Below are 17231 nucleotides of genomic sequence, written 5' to 3' on the forward strand. Positions count from 1 at the left end.
CTATGTTGTCCGCCCTGTCCCACCCGCAGCTGCGCGATTGCCGCCGGCTGTTCCTGCGCAATTACGAAGTCATGATCAACATCGGCGTGCACGACTTCGAGAAGAAGGGCGAGCAACGCGTCCTGATCAATGTCGACCTGTACATTCCGCTGGCGCAGTCGACCCCCAAGGACGACCAGTTGCACGAAGTGGTCGACTACGACTTCATGCGCGACACCATCGCCAGGCGCATGGCGCAGGGCCACGTGCAGCTGCAGGAAACCCTGTGCGACGACGTGGTCAAGGCGATGCTGGCGCACCCGCGCGTGCGCGCCGCGAGCGTGTCGACCATGAAGCCGGACGTGTATCCCGACTGCGAAGGCGTCGGCGTCGAAGTATTCCAGATCAAGGATGAAGCATGAACGAAGTGACGATGGCGCGCGCCGATGCGCTGGACGAGGTTGCAGTGGCCGCCTCGGCCGGATCGGGCGACAAGCAAGGCGACAAGCGCGCCTACGAGAACAACAAGCTCCATAAACGCCTGTGCCGCCTGGTCGGCCAGGCGATCGGCGATTTCAACATGATCGAGGATGGCGACAAGGTGATGGTCTGCCTGTCCGGCGGCAAGGACAGCTACGCCCTGCTCGACATCCTGATGACGCTGCGCGAGCGCGCACCGATCGGGTTCGAGCTGGTGGCCGTCAACCTCGACCAGAAGCAGCCGAATTTCCCGCCCGAGGTATTGCCGGCCTACCTGGACAAGCTGGGCGTGCCCTACCACATCGAGAACCAGGACACCTACAGCATCGTCAAGCGCCTGATCCCGGAAGGCAAGACCACGTGCTCGCTCTGCTCCAGGCTGCGGCGCGGCATCCTGTACCGCGTTGCCGACGAGCTCGGCTGCAACAAGATCGCCCTCGGCCACCACCGCGACGATATTCTCGAAACCTTTTTCCTGAACATGTTCTTCGGCGCGAAGATCAAGGGCATGCCGGCCAAGCTGGTGTCCGACGACGGCAAGCACATGGTGATCCGCCCGCTCGCCTACGTGAAGGAAGCGGACACCGAGCGCTACGCCGAAGTGAAAGGCTTCCCGATCATTCCGTGCGACCTGTGCGGCTCGCAGGAAAACCTGCAGAGAAAACAGATCAAGGCCTTGATGCGCGACTGGGAAAAGAAGCACCCGGGCCGCGTCGAGAACATCTTTTCCGCCCTGTCGACGGTGGTGCCGTCGCACCTGATGGACCGCGACCTGTTCGGTTTCACGGGCTTGACCACCGACGGCATCGCCAACCCGGACGGCGACATCGCCTTCGACGAGGAACCGTGCTCGACGCCGTCCACGCCATCGGGCACGATTCCGCTGCAAGCCGTGTAAGCACGGGCTTTTCCGGCAGGCGCCGCGCATGCAAGGTGCGCCTGCCGGTAACAGCGCACGACTTTTTGTAGTTCAGTTTCATCGACGCAATGGAAACGATTCCATTTTTCGTGTCGAGCCCGGCACCAGCTGCCTTTTTCCAGGTAAACCGATGTAATATTGCTACTTGACTCGGCAGTTCGCCTGGCCGGGCCGACTCATCGCGTCACTTACCTGGACCTTTCATGCAAATCGGCCAATCCGCCGCCCCTGCCGGCGCCGCCTCTTCCACGCCCGCGAACGTCGCCAGCCTGCGCGTGTTCGTGTTCGCGCTGTTCTTCATCTTCGGCGGCATCACCAGCCTGAACGACGTGATCATTCCCAAGCTGAAGGATCTGTTCACCCTCAGCTATGCCCAGGCCATGCTGGTGCAATCGGCCTTCTTCGCTGCCTATTTCATCGTCTCGCTGCCGGCCGCCGCCATCGTGCGCCGCTTCGGCTACATGCGCACCGCCGTGGCCGGTTTGCTGACCATGACGCTCGGCTGCCTGCTGTTCATCCCGGCCTCGTCGTCCGGCATGTTCGCCACCTTCCTGCTGGCGCTGTTCGTGCTGGCCGCCGGCATCACCATCGTGCAGGTGGTGGCCAACCCGCTGATCTCGATGCTGGGTGCGCCCGCCACCGCGTCCAGCCGCCTGACCTTCGCGCAAGCCTTCAATTCGCTCGGCACCACGGTGTTCCCCTACGTCGGCGCGATCCTGATCCTGGGCTCGCTCGCCCACGTCGACCAGACTGCCTTGAACGCGGCCGAGCTGGCCGCCTACCGCGCCGCCGAGAGCCAAGTGGTGGTGCATACCTATATCGGCCTGGCGATCGCGCTGGCCATCGTCGCCGGCCTGGTCTGGATGAACCGCAACCGCCTGGCCGAACACACCGGCGGCCAGGGCGATTTGCTGGACGCCCTGCAACTGCTGCGCCAGCCGCGCTTCGCCTTCGGCGCACTGTGCATCTTCCTGTACGTCGGCGCCGAAGTCGCGGTCGGCTCGCTGATCGTGAACTACCTGATGCAATCGGACGTGCTGGGACTGGGCGCGGAAGCTGCCGGCAAGCACGTGCCGCTGTACTGGGGCGGCGCCATGGTCGGGCGCTTCCTGGGCGCCTACGTGCTGCGCGTGTGCTCGCCGGGCAAGGTGCTGGCCGCGGTCGGCGCCATCGCCGCGCTGCTGCTGCTGGTCGCCGGCACCGGCAGCGGCGCCGTCTCGGGCTGGAGCTTGCTGGCCATTGGCCTGGTCAATTCCATCATGTTTCCCACCATTTTCACGCTGGCCTCGGAAGGCCTGGGCGAGCGCGCCGCCGACGGCTCGGGCCTGATCTGCATGGCCATCGTCGGCGGCGCCATCGTGCCGCTGCTGACCGGCTACGTGGCCGACGCTTCCGGCCTGCGCATTTCCCTGGCGGTGCCGGCCGTGTGCTACCTGCTGATCCTGCTGTTCGGCTGGTACGCGCGCCGTCCGCTGCAGCGCTGCTGACACTGCGCATGGGGCCGCTCATGGCGCCAAATCGGTGCCGGGCGCGCCGGCGCCCTGCGCCCGGCCGCGCGCCTGGTCGTAGGCGCGCAGCGCCTGCGCATTGATGCGGTCGCGCTCCTCGTCGCGCAGCCAGCCCCACTTGTTGAAATAGCGCGCGGCCGACACCAGGTGGTGCCAGAACAGGCGCCAGCTGCGGTACGAACCGCGCGCGTCGTCGTGCACGATGGCCACGTGCGGCACGAACACGGTGCGCGCGATGCGCCCGATGCGGCGCGACAGGTCGACATCCTCGAAGTACAGGAAGAAGCGCTCGTCGAACAGGCCGGCGCGCAGCACCGTCTCGACCCGCATCAGCATGCAGCAGCCGGACAAGGCCGGCACCTCCATCACCCGGCTGTAACCGCTGCCGTGCAGTTCGTAGCGTGCCCGCCGCCCGCTGGAGCGGTGCAGCAGCGGAAAGAAACGGCGCACCAGCAGTTCGAGCGGATGCGGCAGCAGCTTGCACAGCGGCTGCAGGCTGCCGTCCGGATAATGCACGCGCGGCGCCACCAGGCCCGCCTCGGGATGCTGCTCCATGTAGGCCAGCAGCTTGCCGATGCCGTCCAGCGGCAGCTGGATGTCCGGATTGAGCACCAGGTGGTAGCTGCTGCCGGCGTCCGCCGCGGCGCGCAAGGCGCCGTTGTGCGCGCGCGCATAGCCGGGATTGTCCGGCTGGTGCCGGTACAGCGCGCCGAAGCGCTGCGCCAGCGAACGCAGGGCATCGGTGCGCGAATTGTCGATCACATACACCAGCATGCCCGGCCTGCCGGTGGTGACGCTGGCCAGCAGCCGTTCGATCCGTTCCGGCCGGTCGTGATAGCAGACGACGCAGCAGCTGCTGCGCGCGCCGGCGGCCGCATTCATGATGCCGGCCGGCGCACGTGGCGCCGGTCCGGGTATCGTTCCGGATATCGCTCTGGATATTGCGCCGGATATCGCTTCGCCTGTCCGTTCATCGCTGTCCTCGCGCTGCTGCACATGAACTCAGAGCCGCCGCGCTGCTCGGCGGTTGCAGCGCAATCGCGCGGGGTTGTGCAAGATCAGTTGGTACGCCGCTTAGAACCTATCCCAGTAGGGAGAGGGAAGTTGATGACGACATGCGCGTAGGCGATGCTTGGCAAGCGCGGGCAAGGCACGAGGAGGCGCATGGCGAGCCATGCAACGACGAGCAACGCAGCACCCGCTTGTCAAGCGCGTCAGCAACGACCGGTTCCCTACTGAGATAGGTTCTTAGCGCCGGCGTGCCGTCGGCGGCGCCGTGCGCAGGCCCGCACCCCGGACGCGCGCCGCAGCGCCCTCGTCCGGCGCCGGATGGACGTATTCGCTGCTCAGGCACCAGCCCATCAGCAGGAATACCGTCAATGCGTAGAACAGGCTGGCCTGCATCGACCGGAAAATCGCCTCCGCCAGGCTGAAACCGGCGTAGGCCAGCACCAGCGACAGCCCGGCCACAGCCGCCGCCCGCTGCGCGCCGCCCCTGCGCGTCCGGCGCAGCCGTCCCGCGAAAAAAGCCAGCGGCGCCAGCAGGGTCGCGCTCCAGGCCAGCAGCCCCGGCACGCCGCGCGTGACCAGCGCCTGCAGCGCGTCGTTGTGCAGGTGCGTCGGCGCCGGACTGGCGGCCAGCGCCGGCCGCGCGTCGCCGCTGCCGGCCAGCAGCGACGCCGCCAGCCCGGCCGCCACGCCGGCCATGGCGATGCGGCGCAGCAGCGGCGTGCCGGCATGGGCGGCGCCGGCCAGCGCCAGCAGGGCCAGGCACAGCGACAGGTCGCCGAACATGCTCGGATCCATCAGGCCGCCGGGCTGCGCCCAGCCGGGCGCGAAGCGTTGCCAGCCGGCGAAGGCCAGGCCGCCCAGCGCGCCGCCGGCCGCGCCCAGCCACAGCGCGCGCAGCGCCGGGCGCGCCACCTGCACCACCAGCATGGCGGCCGCCATCAGGCACATGCGCGCCGGCGTCTCCAGCGCCGCGGCGCCCTCGCCGCGGGCGAGCGCCAGCAGCGCGGCCAGGGCGAAATGGACCAGGAAAGCCAGCAGCACCCAGCGCGTGCGTGGCCAGTGCGCGCGCAGCAGGCGCCAGCCGGCGCGCCACCAGCACAGGGCGGTGGCGAGGAACAGGAAGCCGGCCAGGCCGATCCCGAAGCCGGACACCAGGCTCGGCAACGGAAACAGCAGCACCAGCGCCGCCGCCCAGGCTTGCCGGACATCCCGGACATATTCGCTGCGCCAATCGGCAAGACGATGCATGGGAAGAGGTGACGCTGCGCCATCGATGCGTCGAAGCGACGCGGCCGCGCCGGCCATCCGCGGCATGCCGTCGATGCGGCATGCACGCGGCGCCGGCGCACCATGGACACAGTCTAGCGCCGCCCTGGGCGGCTGCGCAGCGGAACCGATGCGGGTTTGCGATGGCGCGATCCGGCGCCGCCGCCGTGCTGTGCGGCGTTGCAGCCATCGGACGCCGGCGCGGACCAGACGCGCGGCGCCAGGCGATCAGAATGCCGTGTTGGCGCGCATCACCGGATACAGGTTGAGGCGCTCGTCCCACGAAGCATGGCGGCGCGCAAAGAATTCCAGGCGCGCATGCGGGTTCTTGGCGAACGCGGCGTCGGTCTCGACCTTGCGGCGGAACTCGGCGGCCAGCGCCGGATCGCGCGCCATCTGCGCGCGCGCGACATCCTCGGCCACGTACTCTTCCATGTACTCCTTGCGCTCGAAGGCGTTGTTGAATTCGCCCCAGGCCAGCAGCGAATCCGGCGCCTGCGGCTCGAACAGCGCCATCACCAGGCGCGCCTTGGGTTGCGCGATCGGCACGAACAGCGCGCCCTTGGCCAGCGCCCGCGCTTCCTGTTTCCAGCTGCCCTGTACCGTCAGGCGCTGGTGCGATTCGAAGGAACCAGGCGCGAACGTCGCCTTGTCGGCGCGGAAGGTTTCGACATCGGCGGCGCCGACCGCCTTGTCCAGCGTGCGGTAGGCGATGCCGTGCTGGACCAGCTTGGCGGACACCATCTGCGCATAGGCCGCCGGCACCACGTAGCCGGCGCCCGGCGCGTTCACGCGCAGGTCTTCCACGACCTCGTCGCGCAGCGGCACGTGCCACACCTGCGGCTTGCTTTCGTCGTAGCGCGTCATCAGCATGCCGGACACGTCGGACAGGGTGCGCGTATAGGCATAGCCCTGGAAATCGACCATCGTGGTCTTGTCCGTGGTGCGATAGGTCAGCGCCACCGGCTGGCCGGCCAAATGCCGGGCCCGGTCGTCGGCGTCGCGCGCCGCCTGCTGCCATTGCTGGCCGTGCCGGGCCACCTGCTGCAGCACCGACACCACGGCATTGTGGGTCACGCGCACGCGGGTCGGGTAATCCTTCCAGGAATGGGTCTCGACCAGCATCGCCATGCGGTTGCGCAATTGAAAATAGCCGGTCGAGAAGCGCGGCTCGGACACGCTGTCGACGAAGCCGGAGGCCGGATCGTCGGTCTCCTTGAACGACATGTAATAGGACTGCGGCGACGAACCCTGCTTGGTGATGTCGCCGATCACGCCGGCGCGCAGCGCCAGGCCGGCCTGGCGGAATGCCGCATCGCCCGAATACACCGGCTCGACCTGGATCGAGACGTCGTGCTGGAACATGGCGCCGTCGGTGACGTGCAGGTCGACGTAGGTGAGCGGGTCCCAGGCGTTGACCAGGGCCAGCATCGCCTGCATCTCGGGCGCGTCGGCTTTCACGTAGTCGCGGTTCAGGTTGAAATTCTGGGCGGTGGTGCGCCAGCCCATCTCGACCGGGCCGCGCTGGTTGGGACGGTTCCACTTGGCGAAGCGCTCGTGGCCGTCGACGTTGAACACCGGCACGAACAGGAAGACCTGCTTGCCCAGCACGCCCGGCGCCACGCGGCCTTCCAGCATTTCGCGCAGCGCCAGGAAGCCGGCATCCTTGCCGTCGATCTCGCCGGCGTGGATGCCGCCCTGGATCAGCGTCACCGGCAGGCCGCGCCTGGCCGCCTGCGCGGGCGTGAACACGCCGTCGGCGTTCACCGCCAGCGCCAGCATCGGCCGCCCTTCCGGGGTCGTGCCGAACTGGAAGCATTTCACCTGCTTCGGATAGGCTTGCTGGAAAGCGCCGCACAGCTTGACGACTTCGTCGTAGCGGCCGGTGGCGGTGAAGCCGGAGCGCTCCGACGCGGTGACCAGGTCGGGGGCGGCGTGCGACAGGGGAATGGCGGACAGCAGGGCCAGCAGTAACGCAGAACGAATCATCGGGGAAGCTCCGGCAGGTGGGGAAGATACGAGCCGGAAATTATAGACTGCAGGTGAAAAGAATCCGTCGTTCCCGCGCAGGCGGGAACCCATGTTGAGGATCCAGGGTCAGCGTCTTGAAGGCATTCACGTTGCTTTCGACGTATTGGCTTTTGATGCTCAGCATGGGTCCCCGCCTGCGCGGGGACGACGGCTATACGCATGCGCCGTTCACATGGTAACGCACTGCTACTGCAACATTACTGGCGCACCCGCGGCAGCACCGCGATTTCCTTCGCCTGCGAGCGCACCAGTTCCATCGGCACGGCGCGCGCGCGCGAGGTCGGGCAGGTGTTGCCGGTGCGGTAGGCCAGCGCCGCGGCCAGCAAGCCCTCGCCGGTGTCGCCGATCGCGTGCGACAAATCGTCGGCCACGGTGCAGGTCGGCGCGAAACCGTCGGCGTAGTCGCCGAAGCCCTTGGCGTTGACGCCCTGGAACTCGATCGAGAAATAGGTGGTGCCGCAATTGTCGACCGGCGTGAAACCGTAGGGCTTGCCGCAGGTGGCGGCGCCGATGATGGTGACGTCGACGTCGATGCCGCGCAGGCCGTTGATCACCGCTTCGCTGGCCGAGCAGGTGCCCGCCGTGGTCAGCACGGTGACGTGCTTCAGGTTCAGGTAAGGCAGCGCCTGCCCTGCCGGTACCGGGTTCGGCGAGGCGAAACCGTAGGCCGTGTTGCGGAACGGGATCGCCGACTGCGGCGCGGTCTTGCTGTTGTACACCGGACGCTCGAACGTCTTGCTGGCCGACGACGGGCCGGCGATCATGTAGCCCAGCTCGCTGGCGATGTAGAGCAGGCCGCCGCCGTTGTAGCGCATGTCGAGCACCAGGTCGGTCACGCCCTGGTTGCGGAACGTCGTGAACGTGTCGATCAGCTGTTTCTCGGCCACCGCGTTGTGGTCTTCGAAACTCAGGTAGCCGATCTTGCCGGTGGCGGTGTCGATCACCTTGGCGCTCTTTACCGAGGCGCTGCTGACCACGCTGGCGTTGATGGTGACGTCGAAGGTGGCGCCGGCGCGCTGGATGCTCAATTTGTGGGTCTCGCCGGCGTGCTCGGGGAACAGGCCGGCGTTGATCGCGGCCACGCCCGGCTTGTCGCTGGTGTTGACGAAGTCGATGCCGTCCACCGCGGTCAGCATGTCGCCGCGCCGGATGCCGGCGGCAGCGGCCGGCGAACCCGGCTCGACGATCGTCGCCAGCCAGGTACGCGGGGCGGTGGTGCTGCTGCGCGACCAGGTGACGCCATAGCCGACTTCCTCGCCGGCCGTGCTGAGCGCGTTCCACTCGGCCGTGGTGTAGGTGAAATGGAACTGGTCCTTGGGCTTGCCGGACGCGGTCAGGGCCGGGGTCTTCAGCTTGGCGAAATAATCCAGCGTATTGGTGAAATCCGCCATATAGAAATCGTTCGGGATTTCGTTGTACCAGAGGTAGTAGCGGTCGGCCCAGCCGCGCAGGAATTTCAGCTCGTCCAGCAGCGTGCCCTGGCGGTCCGGGTAGGTCAGGCCATTGCTGTCGACACCGGTGCGCGGCGCCGCGCACAGGTTCTGGTAATTCGTGAAATCGGTCGGGATGATGTCCGGGGTGCGCGTGGTGGTGCCCGGCGTGCTGGGTGTGGCCGGCGTGGTCGTGGCGACCGGCGTGGTGCCGACGGCGGACGCACTGCCGGACGAGCCGCCCCCACCGCCGCCACAGGCGCTCAGCAGGACGGCGGCGGCGCAGGCGGCCAGGCGGGAAACGGCGGTCGCACGACCGCTGGCGAACGGCGAGATGGCGAATGGCGAGGTCATGCAATCGATTATAGACCTCGCCTTGGCCCGAAATGCAACCAACTGTAACAGTTGGAACGGCGCGACAGGGGCGCCGTCAGGCGGCGTGCGGCGTCGCTCCCGGCGCGTGGAAGGCGGCCAATAAATCCGCTTCCTTGCGCTTGGCCGCCGCCAGGTGGCGTTCCTTCACATGGCCGTAGCCGCGGATGTCTTCCGGGATGCTGGCGATCGCCACCGCCTGCGCCAGCCGGTCCGCGCTCAGGCCCGGCAGCAGCGACTCGACCGTACGGCGGTATTCGCCGATCAATGCGCGTTCGGTCTTGCGCTCGGCGCTGTGGCCGAACGGATCGAACGCGGTGCCGCGCAAGCCCTTCATTTTGGCCAGCACCTTGAAGGCCTTCATCATCCACGGGCCGAATTCCTGCTTCACCAGGTGGCCGTCCTTGTCCTTCCTGGCGAACAGCGGCGGCGCCAGGTGGAACTTGATGGTGGTGTCGCCTTCGAACATGGCGTCGATCTTGTCCATGAAGGCCGGATCGGTGTACAGGCGCGCCACTTCGTATTCGTCCTTGTAGGCCATCAGCTTGTACAGGTAGTGCGCCACCGCCTCGGTCAGGCGCGTGCCCTGGCCGAGCCGGCCTTCCATGGCGCGCACCCCGTCGACGAAGCGGCGGTAATCGGCGGCGTAATCCGCATTCTGATAAGCGCTCAACAGTTCCACGCGGCGCTTGATCAGGTCGTCCAGTCCTTGCGGCCGCTTGAACTCGATCACCTTGGCCGGCGTGGTCAGGCGCGCCACCGCGGCCGGGTCGTGCGCCGCCGTGCGGCCCCACTCGAAGGCGGCCTTGTTGAAGGCCACCGACACCGCGTTCAACTCGATCGCCTTCATGATCGAGGCTTCCCGCAGCGGCACGTGGCCCTTCTGGAACGCATAGCCCAGCATGAACATGTTGGTGGCGATGGCGTCGCCCATCAGGCCGGTGGCGATCTGGCCGGCGTCGATGAAGTCGACGTTGCCGGCACCGCAGGCCTGCACGATGGCGCCGCGCGAGCCTTCGGCCGGGAATTGCCAGTCCGGGTTCTTGATGAAGGCGGCGGTGGTGGCGCCGCTGGCGTTCACCACGGCCCAGGTGCGCCCTTCTCCCATGCGCGACAGCGCGTCGCGGCTGGCGGTGACGATCTGGTCGCAGCCGATCACCAGGTCGGCGCTGCCGGTGCCGACGCGGGTCGAGTGCAGGTCTTGCTGCCTGTCCGCCAGGCGCACGTGCGACATCACCGGGCCGCCCTTCTGCGCCAGGCCGCTCATGTCCAGTACCAGCGCGCCCTTGCCTTCGACGTGGGCGGCCACCGCCAGGATCTGGCCGACCGTCACCACGCCGGTGCCGCCGATGCCGGTCACCAGGATGCCGAACGGTTCCATCGTCGCCGGGATGCGCGGCATCGGCAGCGCCGGCGGCGCGGCTTGCGTGGCAGCCGGTTTCTTCGGCTTCTTGAGCGCGCCGCCCTCGACCGTGACGAAGCTCGGGCAAAACCCGCTGACGCAGGAAAAATCCTTGTTGCAGGACGACTGGTTGATCTGGCGCTTGCGTCCCAGTTCCGTTTCCAGCGGTTCCACCGACAGGCAGTTCGATTGCTTGGAGCAATCGCCGCAGCCCTCGCACACGGCCTCGTTGATCACGGCGCGCTTGGCCGGGTCGGGATATCCGCCGGCAAGCGCTCCGTTCGCGCTCGCCTTACGACGGCGGCGCTTCTCGGAGGCGCAGGTCTGGTCGTAGATCATGGCCGACACGCCGGAGACCTCGCGCAGCTCCCTCTGCACGTCCATCAGGTCGGCGCGGTGGCGCACGGTCACGCCCTCGGCCCACGGATAATCGGCCGGATATTTATCCGGTTCGTCGGTGACGACGACGATGGGCTTGACGCCCTCGGCCGCCAGCTGGCGGCTGATTTTGCCCGGATCGAGCGGACCGTCGTGGGTCTGGCCGCCGGTCATCGCGACGGCATCGTTGTACAGGATTTTATAGGTGATGTTGACCCTGGCCGCCACCGAGGCGCGGATCGCCAGCACGCCGGAATGGAAATAGGTGCCGTCGCCCAGGTTGGCGAACACGTGCTTTTCGTCGGTGAACGGCGCTTGCCCGATCCAGGTCGTGCCTTCCGCGCCCATGTGGGTAAAGGTCGAGGTCTCGCGGTCCATCCACAGCACCATGTAATGGCAGCCGATGCCGGCCAGCGCGCGCGAGCCTTCCGGCACCTTGGTCGAGCTGTTGTGCGGGCAACCGGAGCAAAAATAGGGGATGCGGTCGGTGTCCGGATTGGCCTTGGCCGGAATGCTCTTCAGCACCAGTTCCTTGGCTTCGAGGAAGGCGATGCGTTCGCGCACGCGTTCGGCCACCGGATGGCCGGCGCAGTAATGCGAGATGCGCGAGGCGATGGCCCGCGCGATCTGGGCCGGGTTCAGTTCGTAGGTGCCGGGCAGCAGCCAGTCGCCCTGGCCGGAACGGCTCTTGACGCTCCATTCGCCGCTGTCGTCGAATTTACCGACCACGCGCGGGCGCTCGCCGTCCGGCAGGTTGTACAGCTCTTCCTTGAGCGCGTATTCCAGCACCTGCCGCTTTTCCTCGACCACCAGGATCTCGTCCAGGCCGCGCGCGAATTCGTGCACGCCGACCGAGTCCAGCGGCCAGGTCATGCCGACTTTATAGACACGCAAGCCGATCTCGCGCGCCGCCTGCTCGTCGATGCCGAGGTCGGCCAGCGCCTGGCGCGTGTCGAGATAACTCTTGCCGGCGGTGATGATGCCGATCTTGGGCGCCGGGCTGTCCCAGATGATCTTGTTCAGCTTGTTGGCGCGCGCGTAGGCCAGCGCCGCGTACCATTTATAGTTGTTCATCCGCACTTCCTGGTCCAGCACGGCGTCCGGCCAGCGGATGTTCAGGCCGCCCGGCGGCATCTCGAAGTCGGCCGGGATGATCGTCTGCACCCGGTCCGGGTCGAGGTCGACCACGGCGCCGGATTCGATGATGTCGGTGACGCACTTCATCGATACCCACAGGCCGCTGTAGCGGCTCATGGCCCAGGCGTGCAGGCCGTAGTCGATGTATTCCTGCACCGACGACGGGAACAGCACCGGCATGCCGACGTGGTGCAGGATGTGGTCCGACTGGTGCGCGGTGGACGAGGACTTGGCGGCATGGTCGTCGCCGGCCAGCACGATCACGCCACCATGCTTGGCGGAACCCGCATTGTTGCCGTGCTTGAACACATCGCCGCAACGGTCCACGCCCGGCCCCTTGCCGTACCACATGGCGAACACGCCGTCGTATTTGGCGTCCTTGAACAAATTGGTCTGCTGGGTGCCCCACACCGCGGTGGCGGCCAGATCTTCGTTCATGCCTGGGTGAAAGTGCACGTGGTGCGCTTCCAGGTGCTTTTTCGCTTTCCAGGCGGTCTGGTCGACCTGCGTGACCGGCGAGCCGCGGTAGCCGCTGATGTAGCCGGCGGTGTTCAGGCCGGCCTTGACATCGCGCTCGCGCTGCAGCATCGGCAGGCGGATCAGCGCCTGCGTGCCGGTCATGAAGGCGCGGCCGCGCTCGAGCGTCCATTTGTCGTCGAGGGTGATGTCGTGCTGCGGCTGTGCCGGTTCCAGCTGGCTCGGGTCCAGGGGTGCGTTCATTGCATGTCTCCGTTGTCTTATCTTGCGCGTATCGCGTCGTTATGCGAGCCAGTATAGACCTCCCCACCAAGCAGTAAATTTCAATCAATTCCCCACACGTCGCGATTTGCGCAATAAAATTGCGGCACACCGGATCGTCAAGAGGAATTCATGTCAAAAATCGAACTGGACAAAACCGACCGCAAAATCCTGTCCATCCTGCAATCGGATGGGCGCCTGTCCAACCAGGACGTGGCCGAACGCGTCAGCCTGTCTCCTTCTCCCTGCCTGCGCCGCATCAAGCGGCTCGAGGAAGCCGGCGTCATCCGCCAGTACGTGGCGCTGCTCGACCCCGACAAGCTCGGTCTCGGCCTGCTGGCCTATGTGAACGTACGCCTGGAAAAGCACAGCGAAGGCGCGCCGAACGCGCGCGTGCCGGCGACCTCGCCGCGCTTCGAGTTCGCGCAAGCGGTATCGGCCTGGCCCGAAGTCGTGGCCTGCTATGCGATGACCGGAGAAATGGATTTCCTGCTGCGCGTGCATGTGGAAGACATGGAACATTTCTCGCGCTTCATGATGAGCACGCTGCTGCGCCATCCGGCAGTGCTGGACGTGAAGTCGAGCTTCGCCCTGCAGCGCATCAAGGAAACCACGGCGCTGCCGCTGGTGTGAGGACATCCGCCGGCAAGCGCAGCGCTTGGCCGATAGCCGGATGCCGCCCACTGATGCACGGCCGACACCCCGGCGCGATGGCCGCGCCGGGGTGTTTTTTATTGTTTATACCGTTTACCAGCCGGCCAGGCGGCGCAGGTGCGGCGCCAGTTCGCGCGCCATGGCCGCGTGCTGGGGCGTGGTCGGATGCGCATCCTGCGCATCGCCCGGATGGTGCAGCGACGGGATCGCGTGCACGCGCGCGTCCGCCACCCGTTCCACCGTCTCGCGCAGGTAGGCAGTGAGCGCCGCCTTTTTTTCGCCGTCCAGGATGGCGCCTTCGGTGAGCGCGACCTGCGCCTGCGGATGGTCGCGCAGCAGGCGGCGCACGAAGGCGGCGTAGGCGCCGACCCAGGCTTCGCGCTCGGGAATGCCCTGGTTGAAATCGTTGGTACCGATCGCCACCAGGATCAGATCGGCCCGGTCATCGGCTTGTTGCCACGGCGCCGGTGCGGCGGCGTCGGCAATCGCCAGTTCGTAAAAGGCCGGCAACTGGTATTCGTCGGTGTTGCCGTTCCAGCTGCGCAGCAGCCCGCGCCCGCCATGGCACACCAGCTGCACCCGGGCGCCCAGGGCGTGTCCAAGCAGCATGCCGTAGGAAGCGCCGGCGTTCCACCAGCTCGGGTCGTTCTTGTCGCCCGGGCCGCGCTCCATGTCGGCGCCGCAGGTGACGGAGTCGCCCAGCACCAGCATGCTGCGCGCGGGCAGCGGCGGCGGTGCGTGAAAGCGGCCGTCGGTGGCGAAGCGCGCCACCGTCACCACGCCGAGCCAGGTCTCGGTGCGGTGCAGCAGCTCGACCCGGTGCCGTCCCGGCGCCGCATGTTCGACCAGCGCCACGCTGCGCCGCCGGGTGCCGGGACGCAGCGTGAACGGGGTGCCGCCGTCGACGCGCACGTCGAGCAGGCTGCCGGCGCCGCCGGCGAGATCGGCCGCCAGGCGGGTGCCCTCGAATTCGACGGTCAGCGTCACGCCGGGATAGCCGAAGCGCAACGCGCCATCCCCGGCGGCGACAGTGCGGCCCATGCGCAGCACGCGCGCGTCGTCGGCGCGCATGCTGGCCATGGCGGCGCTTGGCGCAGCGGCATCGGCTGCTGCAGCAAGGGCCGCAGCGGCTGCCGCCATGGCGGCCGCGCCGGCCAGCAGCGCCAGCGCCGCGCGCGCCAAACGCCGTCCGGACGGTAAGCGGGCGCCTGCGGCGTGGCGTTTGCCGGTACTCATTCCGCTATGCCTTTTTGAGGCGCAACAGCACCACGCCGTGCGCCGGCACCGTCACGTCCAGGCGCTTATCCGTATCGCCGCGCTTGCCGGTCCAGGCATCCTGCCAGCGCCAGGTGTCTTTATTGAAATCGACCTCGCGCTTGCTCAGATCGTCGCTGATGCGGTGCTGCTTCCAGTCCCAGCGGTACGGCAGCGGCGCCTCGCCGCGGTTCAGGATCATCACGGCCCACTCGTCGCCCGCCAGCGGCTTGGCCCACAGCTCGACCTGCCCCTGGTTATAAAAGCGCAGCGCCTGCACCCCGAGCGGGTCCTGGTTGATGGCGATGACCTCGCGCCGGCCGATGATGCCCTGTACCGGGGCCGGCATCGAACGCAGATCGTTGCCGAGGATGAGCGGGGAATTCAGCATGGCCCACAGCGAGAAGTGGGCGCGGTCCTCGTCTTCGGTCATGCCCATGCCGACTTCGAGCATGTCCATATCGTTCCAGTGGCCGGGACCGGCGTACTTGCGCAGGCCGGCCTGCTTGTCGAGGATGCGCAGCACCCCCAAGGCGGACCAGGAACCATGGTTCATCTCGCAATCCCAGCATGGGTAGATGTCGCCGGTGGTGCGCCACGACTGGCCCACGTCCTGCGCCCATTCCCACGGCTTGTTCTCGCCCCATTCGCAGATGCTGAGCAGCATCGGGCGGCCGGACGCCTTGATGGCGTCGCGCATGGTGGTGTAGGCGCCGACCGCATTCAAGCCCTTGCTGTCGCACCAGTCGTACTTGACGTAGTCGATGCCCCAGGCGGCGTAGCTGCGCGCATCCTGGTATTCGTGGCCGCGGCTGCCGGGCCGGCCGCCGCAGGTGGTGGCACCGACGTCCGAATAGATGCCGAGCTTCAGGCCGCGCGCGTGCACGTAGTCGGCCAGCGCTTTCATGCCGGACGGGAAGCGCTGCGGGTCCGGGCGCATGTTGCCGTCGGCATCGCGGCTGCCGTGCCAGCAATCGTCGATGTTGATGTACTGGTAGCCCACATCCTTGAGGCCGAGCTTGACCATGGCGTCGGCGGTCTCGCGGATCAGCTTCTCGTCGATGTTGCAGGCGAATTTGTTCCAGCTGTTCCAGCCCATCTGCGGCGTGGCGGCCAGGCCGCCGGCCTGTTGCGCCCAGGCGGCGCCGGGGGCGGCCAGGCCGATGCAGGCCAGCTGTGCGGCGGCCAGCGCCCCGGCCAGAGCGCCGTGCAGCCTGCGTTTCGCCGTCATGGCTTGCCTCCGATGGCGCGCAGGCGCTGGGCCGATGCCTGGATCAGTTTGAGGGTGCTGGCGTCGCTGTCGAACACCGAATACAGGCCCTGCTCTTCCTGCGGCGGATCGCCGACGAAGTCGTTGCCCGGCTTCCACCAGTAATCGGCATTCGCCGCACGCCCGGCGCCGCCCCAGGCCCAGAAATTCCAGCCGGCGATCGGGTCGCCGGCGGCGGCGCGCTGCTGCACCAGCTTGAAGACTTCGCCGTAGAAGCGGTCGCGCACCGTGGTCGGCGCGGCGATGTCGAACGAGGCGCCGTCGCGGTCCATGCCGAATTCTTCCAGCACGATCGGCTTGCCCAGGGTCTTGGCGTAGTCGACGTGGACGTTCAGGTAGCGCAGGCTCTTGTCCATCATGCCGGCCCAGGTTTTATCGGGCTGCTTCGAATCGAACCAGCCCCAGTTCTTCGGCCACAGGTGGTACGTGAGGTAGGCGATGTTCGGCGTGCGGTGCGCGTCCAGGTACAGCTGGCCATCCTCGGCCGAACCGGCCAGGCCTTCGCTGCCGCTGCTGACCATGTGCTTGCCATCGAGCGAGCGGATATAGCCGGCGGTCTCGGCGATCCAGCGCACGTAGGCCGCCTTTTGCTCCTTGCCGGCCTTGGCGTTGCCGGGACGCGGCTCGTTGGCCAGCTGCCAGGCCATCAGCGCCGGGTCGTCGCGGTAAGCCTTGCCGGTGACGCTGTTGACGCGCTTGACGATGCGCGCGATCACGCGCCGGTACTCGGACTGGGCATTCGCATTGCCGTAGAAGCGCGCATTCTCCGCCATGAAGCGCTCGTAGTCCTTGCTCACGTTGGGGTCGTGCGCCGCGCTGCCCGTGAACCAGTTCAGGTACTGGGTCATGCCACCCGACCACTGCCAGAAGTTGTTCAGGTATAGCACCGCGGTCATGTCGCGCTTGCCCAGTTCGGCCAGCAGGAAATCCAGCCCTTTCAGTAATTCCTCGTCGTACTGGCCGGGCGCACTCGTCGTGGCCGGGCTGACCGCGCTCTTCATGTCGGTCTTTTCGGACACCGCCAGCACGCGCACGTTGTTGATGCCGAGCGCCTGCAGGCGGTCCAGTTCCTTGACCAGGCGCGCGCGCTGGCCGACGCCGCTCGGCGCGCCCAGGTAGCCGCCGTACCAGAGGTTAGTGCCGGCCACGTAGTAGCGCTGGCCGTTGCGCACGAAATGCGTGCCTTGCACGACGACGAAGGCGGCGTCGGGCGCGGCGGCCATGCCTTGCGGCGCGCTTTGCGCCGCACCGGCGCTGCCCGCCGCCAGCGCGCCCGCCATGACGGCCGCCGCCAGCGCGATCGCCGGCTTGAAGGCGGCAGGTTTCACAGCAGAGGTTACAGCAGGTTTTACAGCAGGGGTTACAGCGAAAACGATCCCGTGTTTCATGTTCGCTCCAGAAT

12 protein-coding genes are annotated in these 17231 nt (G+C 67.3%); 4 read left to right on the top strand and 8 right to left on the bottom strand.

The genetic code is table 11. The features are described 5' to 3' along the window. The first annotated feature begins 2 nt into the window (after nucleotides 1–2). From HH212_RS06750 to HH212_RS06760, 3 genes are all read left to right on the top strand, one after another. On the top strand, nucleotides 3–401 hold the full coding sequence (locus tag HH212_RS06750) for a dihydroneopterin aldolase (protein ID WP_169434709.1): 399 nt from the start codon (nucleotides 3–5) through the stop codon (nucleotides 399–401). Beyond that, nucleotides 398–1357: a tRNA 2-thiocytidine(32) synthetase TtcA gene (ttcA, locus tag HH212_RS06755; protein WP_169434710.1), complete on the top strand. Its 960-nt coding sequence runs from the start codon at nucleotides 398–400 to the stop codon at nucleotides 1355–1357. Before HH212_RS06750 ends, ttcA begins: the two co-directional genes overlap by 4 nt. Before the next feature lie 224 nt (nucleotides 1358–1581). Further along, nucleotides 1582–2865, top strand: coding sequence for a sugar MFS transporter (locus tag HH212_RS06760; RefSeq protein ID WP_169434711.1), 1284 nt, complete (start codon nucleotides 1582–1584; stop codon nucleotides 2863–2865). A gap of 18 nt (nucleotides 2866–2883) precedes the next feature. Here HH212_RS06760 and HH212_RS06765 read toward each other — a convergent pair whose 3' ends face one another. The 5 genes from HH212_RS06765 to HH212_RS06785 form a co-directional block, all read right to left on the bottom strand. Further along, entirely contained in the window at nucleotides 2884–3768 is an 885-nt protein-coding gene (locus HH212_RS06765; protein ID WP_169434712.1) for a glycosyltransferase family 2 protein, read from the bottom strand. Nucleotides 3769–4134: 366 nt separating this feature from the next. Beyond that, entirely contained in the window at nucleotides 4135–5145 is a 1011-nt protein-coding gene (locus HH212_RS06770) for an O-antigen ligase family protein (protein WP_169434713.1), read from the bottom strand. Between the two features lie 246 nt (nucleotides 5146–5391). Then, on the bottom strand, nucleotides 5392–7152 hold the full coding sequence (locus tag HH212_RS06775) for a M14 family metallopeptidase (RefSeq protein WP_169434714.1): 1761 nt from the start codon (nucleotides 7150–7152) through the stop codon (nucleotides 5392–5394). Between the two features lie 239 nt (nucleotides 7153–7391). Next, complete coding sequence (locus HH212_RS06780; RefSeq protein WP_169434715.1) at nucleotides 7392–8978, bottom strand: S41 family peptidase; 1587 nt, start codon at nucleotides 8976–8978, stop codon at nucleotides 7392–7394. Between the two features lie 76 nt (nucleotides 8979–9054). Continuing rightward, nucleotides 9055–12633: an indolepyruvate ferredoxin oxidoreductase family protein gene (locus HH212_RS06785; RefSeq protein WP_169434716.1), complete on the bottom strand. Its 3579-nt coding sequence runs from the start codon at nucleotides 12631–12633 to the stop codon at nucleotides 9055–9057. Nucleotides 12634–12783: 150 nt separating this feature from the next. Between HH212_RS06785 and HH212_RS06790 the strand changes: the two genes are divergently transcribed. Then, complete coding sequence (locus HH212_RS06790; protein ID WP_169434717.1) at nucleotides 12784–13284, top strand: Lrp/AsnC family transcriptional regulator; 501 nt, start codon at nucleotides 12784–12786, stop codon at nucleotides 13282–13284. Nucleotides 13285–13398: 114 nt separating this feature from the next. Here the strand turns inward: HH212_RS06790 and axe2C are convergent, their stop codons facing one another. Genes axe2C through HH212_RS06805 form a run of 3 tightly spaced genes read right to left on the bottom strand, consistent with a single transcriptional unit; the run spans nucleotide 13399 to nucleotide 17157 of the window. Next, entirely contained in the window at nucleotides 13399–14541 is a 1143-nt protein-coding gene (axe2C, locus tag HH212_RS06795) for a bifunctional acetylxylan esterase/glucomannan deacetylase AxeC2 (RefSeq protein ID WP_229217610.1), read from the bottom strand. Nucleotides 14542–14545: 4 nt separating this feature from the next. Beyond that, on the bottom strand, nucleotides 14546–15790 hold the full coding sequence (locus HH212_RS06800) for a glycoside hydrolase family 27 protein (RefSeq protein WP_169434718.1): 1245 nt from the start codon (nucleotides 15788–15790) through the stop codon (nucleotides 14546–14548). Continuing rightward, nucleotides 15787–17157 carry a glycoside hydrolase 5 family protein gene (locus HH212_RS06805; RefSeq protein ID WP_229217611.1) on the bottom strand — a complete coding sequence of 457 codons (1371 nt, stop codon included), beginning with the start codon at nucleotides 17155–17157 and terminating at the stop codon, nucleotides 15787–15789. The genes HH212_RS06800 and HH212_RS06805 overlap by 4 nt, the downstream gene beginning before the upstream one ends. Between the last annotated feature and the right edge of the window lie 74 nt (nucleotides 17158–17231).

It is taken from the genome of Massilia forsythiae, assembly GCF_012849555.1.
GTDB classification, from domain to species: Bacteria; Pseudomonadota; Gammaproteobacteria; order Burkholderiales; family Burkholderiaceae_D; genus Telluria; species Telluria forsythiae.